12 protein-coding genes and 1 pseudogene are annotated in these 11968 nt (G+C 31.5%); all 13 read left to right on the top strand.

Going from position 1 to position 11968, the window contains the following annotated elements:
- The first annotated feature begins 67 nt into the window (after positions 1-67).
- Positions 68-415 (top strand): hypothetical protein, encoded by a 348-nt coding sequence (locus F811_RS0101625; protein ID WP_013113819.1) that lies wholly within the window; start codon positions 68-70, stop codon positions 413-415.
- Between the two features lie 65 nt (positions 416-480).
- Complete coding sequence (locus F811_RS0101630; protein WP_020003556.1) at positions 481-669, top strand: hypothetical protein; 189 nt, start codon at positions 481-483, stop codon at positions 667-669.
- 89 nt (positions 670-758) lie between these two features.
- Entirely contained in the window at positions 759-4229 is a 3471-nt protein-coding gene (locus tag F811_RS0101635; RefSeq protein WP_020003557.1) for a phage tail tape measure protein, read from the top strand.
- A complete protein-coding gene (locus tag F811_RS0101640; protein WP_020003558.1) occupies positions 4226-5068 on the top strand; it encodes a hypothetical protein in 843 nt (280 codons plus the stop codon). The genes F811_RS0101635 and F811_RS0101640 overlap by 4 nt, the downstream gene beginning before the upstream one ends.
- 1 nt (position 5069) lies before the next feature.
- A complete protein-coding gene (locus F811_RS0101645) occupies positions 5070-5525 on the top strand; it encodes a hypothetical protein (RefSeq protein ID WP_020003559.1) in 456 nt (151 codons plus the stop codon).
- A gap of 125 nt (positions 5526-5650) precedes the next feature.
- Positions 5651-6775 (top strand): hypothetical protein, encoded by a 1125-nt coding sequence (locus tag F811_RS0101650; protein WP_020003560.1) that lies wholly within the window; start codon positions 5651-5653, stop codon positions 6773-6775.
- Positions 6776-6916: 141 nt separating this feature from the next.
- Positions 6917-8854 (top strand): hypothetical protein, encoded by a 1938-nt coding sequence (locus F811_RS0101655; RefSeq protein ID WP_020003561.1) that lies wholly within the window; start codon positions 6917-6919, stop codon positions 8852-8854.
- A gap of 16 nt (positions 8855-8870) precedes the next feature.
- Positions 8871-9260, top strand: a complete 390-nt coding sequence (locus F811_RS0101660; RefSeq protein WP_020003562.1) for a sigma factor-like helix-turn-helix DNA-binding protein — start codon at positions 8871-8873, stop codon at positions 9258-9260.
- Between the two features lie 54 nt (positions 9261-9314).
- Complete coding sequence (locus F811_RS0101665) at positions 9315-9689, top strand: hypothetical protein (RefSeq protein ID WP_020003563.1); 375 nt, start codon at positions 9315-9317, stop codon at positions 9687-9689.
- The gene (locus F811_RS0101670) at positions 9679-10269 is read left to right on the top strand and encodes a glycoside hydrolase family 19 protein (RefSeq protein ID WP_020003564.1); all 591 of its coding nucleotides are present in this window, start codon (positions 9679-9681) and stop codon (positions 10267-10269) included. The genes F811_RS0101665 and F811_RS0101670 overlap by 11 nt, the downstream gene beginning before the upstream one ends.
- A 28-nt stretch (positions 10270-10297) precedes the next feature.
- On the top strand, positions 10298-10774 hold the full coding sequence (locus F811_RS0101675; protein ID WP_156821978.1) for a hypothetical protein: 477 nt from the start codon (positions 10298-10300) through the stop codon (positions 10772-10774).
- A 137-nt stretch (positions 10775-10911) separates the two neighbouring features.
- Positions 10912-11535, top strand: a complete 624-nt coding sequence (locus F811_RS0101680; protein ID WP_020003566.1) for a hypothetical protein — start codon at positions 10912-10914, stop codon at positions 11533-11535.
- A gap of 154 nt (positions 11536-11689) precedes the next feature.
- Positions 11690-11968: pseudogene (locus F811_RS15390) on the top strand (hypothetical protein); the annotation flags it as partial.

The raw sequence follows: 11968 nt of genomic DNA on the forward strand, positions 1-11968 counted from the left end.
CAGGCAGTGAAGATATTGTAAAAGATATAGAAGTAAATATAAATGCAAATATATAAGGATCTGAAATATGGCAGATATAGAAATTGTAGATTTAGAAGAGTTTAGTAATAAAAAAGCAGTTTATGCCAAACTTGGCAAATACAAGATAAATGTTAATGATATACCTGTGGGCTTGGCATTAAAAATAAGTGATTATAGCCAGTCTATAGCAGAGAAAGGTTTTCTTGATTCACAGACTGTGATAGAAGATATAGTAATTCCTCTTATACAAAGACAGGATAAAAATACCTGCCGAGAAGATATATTAGAAGATTTTAATTATGATCAGCTTATAAAAATATTCAGAATGATAATGGACGGCTTTTATAAAGCAGGAATTGACGCTCCTAATGAGGATAAAAAAAAAGAAAACTAATAAAAATAGAATTAATAAAGTTATTTGCACATTTAGCTAATAGCTATGGGTGGACAGAAGACTGTATGATGGAGATGAGTTTGCAAAGACTTCTGCTTTATTATACAGCTTCTTTAAATTTGCCTTATATTATAGAAGTAGAAGAGAAAACTAAATCAAACAATTCTTCATCTGAAATAAAACAGGGAAATAAAACTATAAGAAGAGAAAAGCAAGGGCTTTGGGAAATAGAAACTATTACGGTAAATAATTAGCAATAATAAAAAAGGAATAAAAAACGAGAAAAAGCCAAATCGATAATTTATTATCGATTTTCTCAAAGGCTTTTTTGAGTTTAGCAATAATGAGTAAATTAAATGTATATATTAATGCAGATGCTTCCCAAGCTATTGAGGCATTCGGAAAACTTAAAGATAAAACAACCGACTTAGAAAAAGGCTTTGATAAAATAGGAAAATCTTTTGACAAGTTCGGTTCTTTAGCTGCTAAAAGTTTAACTGTGCCAATAGCGGCAGGAACAACAGCTTTTGCATTAGCTACTAAAAAAGCTACTGATTTTGATAATGGAATGCGTGAAGTTCTTACGCTTCTTCCTAAATTAAGCAATGAAGGTTTTGAATCTTTAAAGCAGGAAACTTTGGCTTTTTCTAAAGAACTTGGAAAAGTTCCTGAAGAAGTAGTACCTGCTTTATATCAATCACTTTCTGCAGGAGTTCCTAGAGAAAATGTATTTGAGTTCTTAAAAACTGCAGGCGAAGCTGCTATTGCAGGTGTTGCTGAATTAGAAACTTCAGTTGACGGACTTACTTCTGTTACTAATGCCTATGGAACAGAGGTTTTAAGTGTAAATAAGGCTTCAGATATAATGTTTCAAACACTGAAGCTAGGAAAAACAGACTTTACTCAATTATCTCAATCTTTATTTAATGTTATTCCTACCGCTTCAGCTTTAGGTGTTCAGTTTGAAGATATAGGAGCTGCTATTGCTGTAATGACTGCACAAGGTACTCCTACCTCTGTTGCAACAACACAGATTCGTCAGGCTTTAGTAGAACTTAATAAAGAAGGAAGTATTACAGATATAGCATTTAGAGAAATAGCAGGAAAAAGCTTTAAAGAGTTTATAGATCAAGGAGGAACTTTACAGGAAGCTCTTCAAATGCTTGCAGAAAAAGCTGATAAAAGCGGAAAAGATATTTCTAGTATGTTCAGCAGTGTTGAGGCAGCAAATGCTGGTTTAGCTTTATCTGGAAAGAATGCAGATAAGTTTAAAGATGCTTTAGATCAGATGAATAACTCAGCAGGTGCTACTAATGAGGCTTTTAAAGCTATAGATGACGGACCTGCCAGACAGTTTGAAAGAATAAAAGCAGAAACAGAGGCTTTGGTTATAGAGCTTGGAAACAATCTTTTACCTGTAGCTGAAGAGAGCCTGCTTCCTTTTTTTAAGGATAGCTTGATACCGACAGCGGAAAAATTAATAAATACTATAGGTGCATTAATAGGAGCTTTTAATAATCTGCCAGCACCTATGCAGGCGGTGAGTGCGGGTACTGTAGGGTTGATAGCAGGTTTCGGTCCTGCATTAAAAGGTATAGTAGGGCTTGCAGGAGGATTAAAAGAAGCTAAGAAAACTATATCGGATTTTAAGAATGCTGTAAATGTATTAAAGACATCGGCAGGCAGTATTCAGGCATTAAGTACAGCATGGAAAGCATTAAATACAGTAATGATTGCAAGTCCTGTCGGTATTATTACAGCTTTGACAGTAGGACTTGGTGCTTTAGCAGTAAAAGCATATAAATTAAATCAGGAATATAAAGCATTAATAGAGACTTCAAACCAATTGGCTAACAGCACAAAAGAATTAAATGATAATGCTTTTAAAGATGTAGGTTTATTTGAAGAGTATCAAAAACTAGCTAGTGCAAAAGAGTTAGATGCAGCAGCTACTGAAAGATTAAGCCAAGTAACTGATAAACTTACTAGACTATATCCAAATCTAAAAACAGTAGTTCTAGATGGAATTACATATATAGATTCGGCTGCGATGAAGCTTGAAGAGTATAGAACGGCGGAGGAGCAAACACAATATGAAGCCTTGCAGGCTCAAATCGATAAATTGGAAGAGAAAAGAAAAATATACGATACCGCAGTTGCAAATTATAGACGAGATATATCCGGCAATTATTTTAGCGAAGATGATTTAAATGAAGCGGTAAACTCAAGTTCGGAGGCTAAAAAATTACAAGAAGTACAAGTCGAATTATCCAAACTTATAACGCAGAGAAACGACTTAAATCAAATGATGCATTTAAGGCAGTCGCTTACCAGAGACAATATAGATTTGGAGGGCAAGGAAGCGGCGGCTAATCAAAAAAGTATAAACGCAATTAAGGGCAAAGGTAATGCGTTAAAAGAAAACTCAAAAAGCTATGAAGATTATTTGGCGGAGTTAAAGAAAGCGGAGGCGGAGGAAAACAGAAGAGTAAGCAACCTTCGTAATATGGGAGCTGAAATAAGTGATGCTGAGGCTTTAGAAGCTAAAAAAGACAAAGTAGGTGCTATACTCACAGAAATGAGTACAGCATTAAACTTGAATACTAATCAAATAAAATATTTAAGTGATAATTACGGCTATGCATTAGAAGGAATAACAACTGACAGATTTTCTGAATTAGTAAAAGAAATAGAAAATAGTATATCCGCTTATGAAAGAGGTGTGGCAGTTGCTGAGGAGTTCGGCGATAAAGTAAGTGAAGCTGAACAGCAGGGACAGAAAAGTGAAATAGTAAGAAGCGGAATAGAGAATATAGCAAGCGAGATAAAACTAACGGGCGAGCAAGTAGATATACTTAAGGAAAAGTTCGGCGGCTTGTGGAAGGAGGCCGACGGCGAGAACGCTTCAGTTTACTTCTACAATAATTGGTCTCAAATGATTAATGATTTAATAGGCAGTATGTCTGACTTTTACAGCACAGTTCAGGAAATGAAGATACAGTCTATAGAATATGAAATAGAGAAAAATGAGGAGCGTAAAGAGGCAGCATTAGAAGCGATAGAAGAAGAAAAGAAAGCAAAACTTGAAGCTATAGGAATAATGGAGAACTCTCAAAAACAGAGTTTATTAAAAGAAATAAAGCAGTTACAAAATAGGCAGAAAGTTGCTCTAGGACTTTATGAACAGGAGAGAATAAAAGCTGAACTTGAAGAGAAACAAAAAGAGCTGGCCAAAATACAAATAGAAGAAGAAGCTAAAGCTAAGCAGGCAGAAATAGAAAAAAATTATAACAATGAGAAAATGAGGCTTGAATATCAAGCACAGACAGAAAGCTGGAAAATGTCTTTAGTACAGGCAACAGCTTCTATAGCACAGGCGGCAGTAAGTGCTATAGCCTCAGCTATGGCAGTTCCTTTTCCTGCATCTTTGGCAGCTTATGCGGTGCTTGCAGGTATAGTAGCAGGCGGGGCTGTTAATCTAGCAGCATTAAGTCAGGCTAAGCCTCAAGAGCCTAAATACTTAGCAAAAGGCGGACTTGTAGAAAGAAGACAAGGCGGAATTAATGCTGTAATCGGAGAGGGTGCAAGCGATGAAGCGGTTATACCTCTTGAAGACAGGATACTTCAGAAATTAGGAAATCAGATTTTTGAAGCTGCTAAAAATAATGATGCAATATATGAAGTAAATACACAGTCAGAAACAAGTTTTAATCAGCCTGTTTATTTAATGCTTGACGGCAAGATAGTTGCAAGCACTATGCTTAATTTAAGCAAAAGAGGTGTTAAAGTTGTAAGCCAAAGGGGAATATTATGAGGCTATTATGGGATAATATTTTTAATAATTTTGAATATACTTCTTCTAGTGAAGATGATTTTTTCCCTATTTCTAATATGTTTAATTATCAAACTCTTGAAGTCGGTAAGTTTGAAAGTGAAAGCGAAGGAATTTTAACACTATCAGGAAACGGCATTATAAATGAAATAGCAGTATTTAATACAAATGCTCAAAAAATAAAATTAGAAATAACAAATACTAATAATGATTTGCTTACATATAATATTAATATAATAAATAAACAGGCTATTCATAATATAGCTGCTGCAGAGTTTATAAAAGTCAAAATAACTTTTATCAAAGAAAATAAAGATGGTAATATACTTGAATGCGGATATTTAATAATAGGTGAAGGAGTAGATTTTCCTCCGCATGACAAACAAAAAACGCATACTGTTAATTATACTCATAATCAATATTTTTCTTTGACAGGACATTATTTTTATAGGAAACTGCCTTTTAAAAGTTATGATACTTGGAAAGTATCTTTTCCATATTTAACAAATGCTGATAGAGAAAAAATCATTAACTTTTTTAATGAGAATAATTTTGAACCTTTTGTACTTCAAGTGTGGATAGAAGAAAATATACCTTCTGACGGAGAAACAATAATAAAATATGCTAAGTATAATAAAAGCAAATATAACAGATCTAAATATGCAAGCAAAGAAAAAAATATTAAAGCTAATTTTAATAATATTAAATACTATATGAAATCAGGACTTTATGTATGTACTAATGATAAAATAGATTTTAAGAAAGGAAAGAATGACTTATATCAGTATTCTACAGAATTAACATTTAGGGAAATTAAATAATATGTTTGAGTTAATATATGAACCTTCATGCATACCGCTTACAATTGAGGAAGGATATAAAAAACAAAATATTTTATTAAATAAAACTAGATTTTTATATACCGCTTTTGAAGGAATTAAACTTAATCATTTTTTAGATATAGAACCTCCTGTTTTAATGAAAGGTTCTATTTGTTTATTTTGTAATTCTATATATGAAAGTAAAAAGGATATAAGTCTTGTAGATAACAGCCAAGAAGAAGGCAACAGATATATAAGATTGAAGCTGTCTAATAACGGTAAAAACTTAATTGCAGAATTGGTTACAAATCTTGATTGTTTTTATAATGAAGAATTAGGCGGATTCTATAAAGAAGTTAATGGAGAGCTATATAAATATGTATCATACTATATGTATTACGATAGAAATAGATATAAAGGCTATTATTTAGACAATTATAATAATGAAGTGTATTAAAAAAATCATATTATTAGTTTAATTCTTGAATAATAGAATTAAATAGTATGAGCCGAGCCAGTGAATAAGTTTTACTTATTCACTCCGATAAGGCGAGGCGAATATAACAATAATGAGGTATATTAATGTTTAGGGTAATCAAAGAACCAGCAGAAAATCCAAGTGATTTACTAGATAGCTATAGACAGCAGAATATCATTATGCAAAAAATGCGTATGCTTCCTACTGCCTTTGATGGTATAAAATTAAATCATTGGAGTGATACAGACAGGGAACTTCCTGATATTTTAGCAGGAAGCATTTGTGAGTTTGAAGGAAGATTATTTGAAACAAATCAAACTATAAAATTAACTGATAATATTAGCAGCGGCGGTGCAATTAAACAAGATTTAAGATTTATAAAACTTGTTATAGTGAGAGATTCTAATAATAAAGACAATGATTATTTAAGAGCTGAAATAGCAGGCGGATACAGTGAAACAGTTGGCAATGGATTTCCTACCTACGATTATGAGAATAGAGGTTTTTATAATTTAGATTCAAATGGAAGATGTTCAGAAAAATATTTAAGAATCTCAATGAAATATGACTCTAATTTAGGCGGATATGTTGAAAAGAAATATTGGAATATTAATGATATAGAAAGAAAAGGACAAACATTGAAAAGAAAAACAGTAAACTTTGGAGTTGGCACTCATGAGTTTAATGTTCCAGGAGATGTTAATAGTATTACAGTACATATAACTTCAGGCGGAGGTGGAGGTTGTGTTTTTGCTTCAGAAGGTGCTGCAGGAAGTAATTCACAAATATTAATAAATGATAAAGTAATAACTACCTGTGGAGCTGGCGGCGGTGCTAAATCAGGAAATATAGATGATAATTTAGGAGAAATAGGTGGGAGTGCTGGAAAAGCTACAGGAAGCGGAAAACTAATTCAAGGTGTTCAGGGAGAAGCTTTAAATAGAGCAAATAAAAATAAAACACCAAAAGGCGGAAAATTAAATAATACAACTTTAGCTACTGGGGGTAATGGTGGCGATGGAGGAATGGTAACAGGAGCATTTACAGGTACAGCAGGAGGAGGAAGTGGAAGTGCTGCTATAGTAGATATTACAAGAGGAATGCTAGGTACATCAAATAAAATAAAACTTGTAATAGGTGCTGGTGGTGCCGCTGGTGTTTCAGCAGGTTTTAAAGATTCAAAAAAAGGAGAAGATGGTTCAGCAGTTATAGAGTATATGCAGAAATAAAATTAAATGGGTAGTGACCAAGTAGGGAGCGTAACAATAATAAATATATGCAGAAATAGGTTATATAGGAGGAAGTGAGCCGAACAAGCGAATAAGCCTGCTTATTCGCTCCTATAGTGTGAGGCGAACATAGCAATAGTAATGAAGAGTTTTGCTAATATTATAGAACTTGATATTTCTAGTCCTGGAACTAGATTGATATTTACACCTTGTGGAGGTGTATGGATTGCAAGTATTAATGAAATATATTCATTATACAGAGATTCTTATTTTAATGAATTATTTAATATAGAAGAAAATGAATTGTATAATTTATTTAATATAGGTTCTATAAGTGTTGATAATGACAGAGGATATATAGAAGTATTTTCTTTAGAGGCTCTTTATAAACAAAATAAATCTTATTATCAATATAAAAAAGATAATATTAATTATATAGCTGTGCATTTTAATAACTTTGAAACTCCTTACAGCAAAAAGAATATTATTATAAATATTAAAAGATTATTTTCTACACGTGAATGGCTTGATAGTAATAATAATTTAATTACTGAATTAAATAATATATATATAGAGCCTAGAGTGGAAGAAATAGATACAGCGGATATAGAAGGCGATTCGCTTGCATTTGATACTATTCAAACAAATGAAATGTCTGTTACTTTAAGAAATGATGACGGACTTTTTGATGATTTTTCTAATTTATACGGCAATAGATTTTTGGTAAGACAAATATTCGATGGAAGTGATTTTGATAATTCTAATATTATATTCTCTGGTTTTATTCAAAAACCTGAGTACGCTTTTTTAGAAACTGTAACAATAACAGCATCAGATATAAGAGCTTCTTTTTCTACTGAGCTTCCTAAAAATGTTTTTAGTGAACAAGAATATCCAGATTTAAAAAACTTCCCAGAGAATGTACAAAATGGAGAAGATATTGTTGATACTTGCAGAACCTTTGCGGCAGGACATGGAATTACAGTAAAATTAAAGCCTATAAAATATTATACACCTGATATATTAAATCCTGATTTGATTCCTGAAGTAGTTTTTGAAATATGCGACACTTCAAGGCATGCTATAGAAAATATTGTTAATAGAAATGATCCGCTTGATAATAATAAATTAAAGCCTCATATATTTTTTATTGAAAAGGCACAAAGCGACAGTCAATTAGTGATAGGCGGAAAAACTATAACAGGTGATTTAGAACAATTTATAAATGAGTTTAGAGATTATAAAGACGGCAAAGGAACTCAAAGGGTATGGACATTAGATAAAGAAAAAGGTCAGTTAATTTTTAGAGGTGAAAAACAAGTAAAAAGTATATGTGCAGGTATGTCTGATTCAAGTACCAATATGAGTGATGAACTTATAGAAATATATGCAGAAATAGATATACCGCCTTATAAATCTTTAACTCTCATCAGAGAGGTTTTAGAAGATTATGAGAACATAGCATACATTAAAGAAAATTATAATATAGAAAATTGGCAGATAGAAGAAGAACGTTCAAGGGAAATCGCTGTTTTGCTTGATAATGATAATAAAAAGACTACACTTGATTTGATAGGAGAACTTTCCTTTTTAGAACAAGGAAGATTAGAAATATATGATAATAAAATAGATTTTATTAGTACAAGGTTTCGCAGCAATGAAGCAAAATATAAAATCAAACAATATTGCATGGGAAGAGTTGATAAAACAGTAGAAAGTGATGAATATTTATCAAGCTGCAGTATTAAATATGATTTATTAAAGTCTACATATAAAAATATTGATTTTGAAGAGGAAGCTAAAAAAAGACATAGAATAAATGCCAATGAGGAGTTTGAAACTTTATTAAAAAGAAAAGAAGATGCAGTGAGCTTATCTAATGAAATAATGAGAAGCAGGTATTTATTAAAAGAGTATTATACATTTGAGTATTATGAAACTTTAGATTTTCTAAAGTTATTTGATATAGTAGAGTTTGAATACAAGAGAGAAAACGGCACTTACTACATAAAGCCTTGTAAGTGCGAGATACTTAAACTTAATATATTTGACAATGTTATAAAATTAAGACAATTATAGTTTTAGGGGGGTGTTAATGACTTGCGATAAATGCACAAAGAAAAAAGAATGCACAGCATTATGTAAAGACATGGAAGCTAAATTAATGAACAGTTTGAAAAACAATAATTTCTATGCAGAAAGTACAAATAAAAATATGAATAGAAAATATAATGACTGCTTATCTCAAACTATATATATTTACGGCTGTTCTGAGTACGAACATAAAAAAATCAGAAGAGTGATAGTAGCTTTACTTTCTAAAGAGCAAAGACAGGTATTAGAGCTTTATAATGAGGGCTTAAGTCAAAAGGAAATAGCTAAACAATTAGGAACTAATCAGGCAAATATATCTGCTAAACTGAAACATATAAAAAAGACTATCAAAAAAGGTTTAGTTTGTGTTATAGAGCGTATTATAGAATAAAATAAAAAGCGATATTTTAATTATATATTATAAGAAATATATAAGGATTAAAATATGGCAAAAGAAAGTATTACAGAATTAAATAAAAAAGAAAGTTCATTGATAGAAAAATATATCAAACTGAAAAATGATAAAAAAAAGAATGAAGAAAATATTGAGGCTATGAAAGATGATGTTCTTAATATATTAAAAGCACATCAAGGTAAAATAGTTCATAACGGATATAACATATCAATGCATGAAAATACAGCATATCAATACAGCGACTGCATAGTTAATATGGAAACAGAGATTAAGATATTAAAGCAAAGAGAAGTAACGCTTCAAATAGCAAAAGAAAAAAGCAGCAGCGAATATATAAAAGTATATGAGCTGCACGGAAACGTCTCTCAGGGAAAAGATAAGGAGGCAAGCCAAAATGATAAATAAAGAAACTATAGAAAAATTGAATATAAATACAAAATGGCTTACCCCATTAAACAATACACTAAATAAATATAACATAAAAGACAAAAAAGAGATAGCCATGTTCTTGGCACAAACTACGCATGAAAGCAATAATTATAAAAGACTTGAAGAGAGCTTCAGATACACTCCTCAAAGGCTTTTTGATGTATTCAAAAAAAGAGTAGGAAGTTTAGAAAAAGCTAAAGAGTTATGCATTCAGGGAGCTGAGGCTATAGGCAATTTTGTTTATGGAGGACGTTTGGGCAATGACCAATATGAAGGCTATAAATACAGAGGACGTGGAATAATACAGCTTACTGGAAAAAATAATTATATAAACTACGGCAAAAAAATAAATGCTGACTTAGTTAATAATCCAGACCTTGCCAAAGAGCCTAATAATGCTGTAGAGATTGCCTTGTTATTTTGGCAGGAGAAAGGCTGCGGTTTGCTTGCCCGTCAAGGCGATGTGAAAGGAGTAACCAAACTTATAAACGGCGGATACAACGGACTTGAAGACAGGCAAGAGCGTTACAATAAAATATTAAAAATACTTGAATAAAAAGCAGGCAAATATTAAGGAATATGGTATGGCGGCTAGAGAAAGCAAAACAAGCATGCTTGAAAAGAAAGTGTGCGATTTAGAAGAGAAGCTTGAGGCTTTAGAAAAGCAGGTTATCAGGCTTAACCATAATATAGGCTTAAATGAAGACGGCAGCAGAAACGGAAACGGTCTTATTCACAAAATAGACGAGCTTAAAGATAAAATGGACGGATTTGAAAACTATATTAATAATCTCACAACAGACTTTATTAAAATAGATCATCGCCTTGAGAAGCTTGAAAATCTAATTGCTGACGGCGTAAAAGAAAGAGTCAAGATAATAGAGGATACAAAAGAGGAAAGAGAGCTTATTAAAGAAAGTATAAAAGAATTAAAAGAGGCTTCTAAAAATGCAATAACTGTAGAAACGCTTGCGAAGTTTCAAAAAGCGGTTGTGGGTATAGCTGGATTTATCGCAGCAATGGGTACTATAATAGGGGCTGTTCTTTATTTTACTAAATAAGAAAAAAGCGAAAAAAAGCCAAATCGATAATTTATTATCGATTTACTTATAGGCTTTTTTGAGCATAGCAATAATAAAAGCTATTCTTTATTTTACTAAATAAAAAAGATTAAAAAATTATAATAAAAGGAGTATATATGATTCCAATAATAACAGGCTTGTTAGCCAAAATAAACAAAAAAATCATTATAGCAGTCATAATGGTTTTAATAGTTTCTATTCTTATAGTATTAATAGCTGCTAAAGACAGTGAAATACATAAAAAAGAAAAAGAGATTGCACGGTATCAAGAAGATATTAAGGGCTTGGAGCTTAATAATCAAACGCTTCAAAATGAAATACAATTTATGCATGAAAATGAAAAGTTTCAAAATAGCTTTAGTAATTCTAGTTTAATGATTAAAAATATAGATAAAGAATTGCTAACAAGGAAAGAACATGAAACATTTAATAATATATCTAATAATTTTTATAAGTATTTTAATAGTATTTTTTATCAAAAATGCTTCAAAAACTCGCAAAAATCACAGACAGTTAAAAAAACTGTCTGTGCTCGTTTTTTCCACTCTGATATTCATTTCATGCAGTACAAAAATAAAATATGTAAAAACGCCACTTTCTACACCTCCAAAAATATTCATCATCAAGTCAGTAACAAATCGGCAAGATTTAATGAGAAGATACCAAGAAAGTATTATAAAGATTGGCGAATGGCAGCTCTGGTACAACATACAAGTAGGAACGAATTATTACTTATATAAAAAATAAATAATATGTATACAGCTGCTTTTACCTCCGTGCAGCAGCTGTATAAAAACATCTATGTTTTATATAAACGACAGCCGAGCAGCTGTTAAATTTATTTAATAGCTGATTACTGCGAGGCTGGAGTGATAACAATAATAGGAGTTTTATATGGCTTTAAGTAAACCTAACGAATATAAAGAAGTATCTGCAAGGCAGAGCGAAGAAACTGTGTATGCAGAAGATATTAATCAAATAATATCAAATATAGAAAAAATAAAAGGCGGACAAGCTAATGAAGCTCCTGCTGCAACTATAAAAGATATTCATGAACGTCTGCTTGCTTTGGAAAGCGGCTCTGTGATTAAACCGCCTTCTGATACTGGAGAAACTTTTGAAGAGGAAGTATATTCATTTGAAAAGACTACTTTTACTTTAGAAGCTGAAAGC

The sequence above is a fragment of the Brachyspira innocens ATCC 29796 genome, from assembly GCF_000384655.1.
GTDB classification, from domain to species: Bacteria; Spirochaetota; Brachyspiria; order Brachyspirales; family Brachyspiraceae; genus Brachyspira; species Brachyspira innocens.

Coding starts and splice junctions, on each gene's coding strand:
- F811_RS0101625 (WP_013113819.1), top strand. CDS start 68: ATGGCAGATATAGAAATTGTAGATTTAGAAGAGTTTAGTAATAAAAAA.
- F811_RS0101630 (WP_020003556.1), top strand. CDS start 481: ATGATGGAGATGAGTTTGCAAAGACTTCTGCTTTATTATACAGCTTCT.
- F811_RS0101635 (WP_020003557.1), top strand. CDS start 759: ATGAGTAAATTAAATGTATATATTAATGCAGATGCTTCCCAAGCTATT.
- F811_RS0101640 (WP_020003558.1), top strand. CDS start 4,226: ATGAGGCTATTATGGGATAATATTTTTAATAATTTTGAATATACTTCT.
- F811_RS0101645 (WP_020003559.1), top strand. CDS start 5,070: ATGTTTGAGTTAATATATGAACCTTCATGCATACCGCTTACAATTGAG.
- F811_RS0101650 (WP_020003560.1), top strand. CDS start 5,651: ATGTTTAGGGTAATCAAAGAACCAGCAGAAAATCCAAGTGATTTACTA.
- F811_RS0101655 (WP_020003561.1), top strand. CDS start 6,917: ATGAAGAGTTTTGCTAATATTATAGAACTTGATATTTCTAGTCCTGGA.
- F811_RS0101660 (WP_020003562.1), top strand. CDS start 8,871: ATGACTTGCGATAAATGCACAAAGAAAAAAGAATGCACAGCATTATGT.
- F811_RS0101665 (WP_020003563.1), top strand. CDS start 9,315: ATGGCAAAAGAAAGTATTACAGAATTAAATAAAAAAGAAAGTTCATTG.
- F811_RS0101670 (WP_020003564.1), top strand. CDS start 9,679: ATGATAAATAAAGAAACTATAGAAAAATTGAATATAAATACAAAATGG.
- F811_RS0101675 (WP_156821978.1), top strand. CDS start 10,298: ATGGCGGCTAGAGAAAGCAAAACAAGCATGCTTGAAAAGAAAGTGTGC.
- F811_RS0101680 (WP_020003566.1), top strand. CDS start 10,912: ATGATTCCAATAATAACAGGCTTGTTAGCCAAAATAAACAAAAAAATC.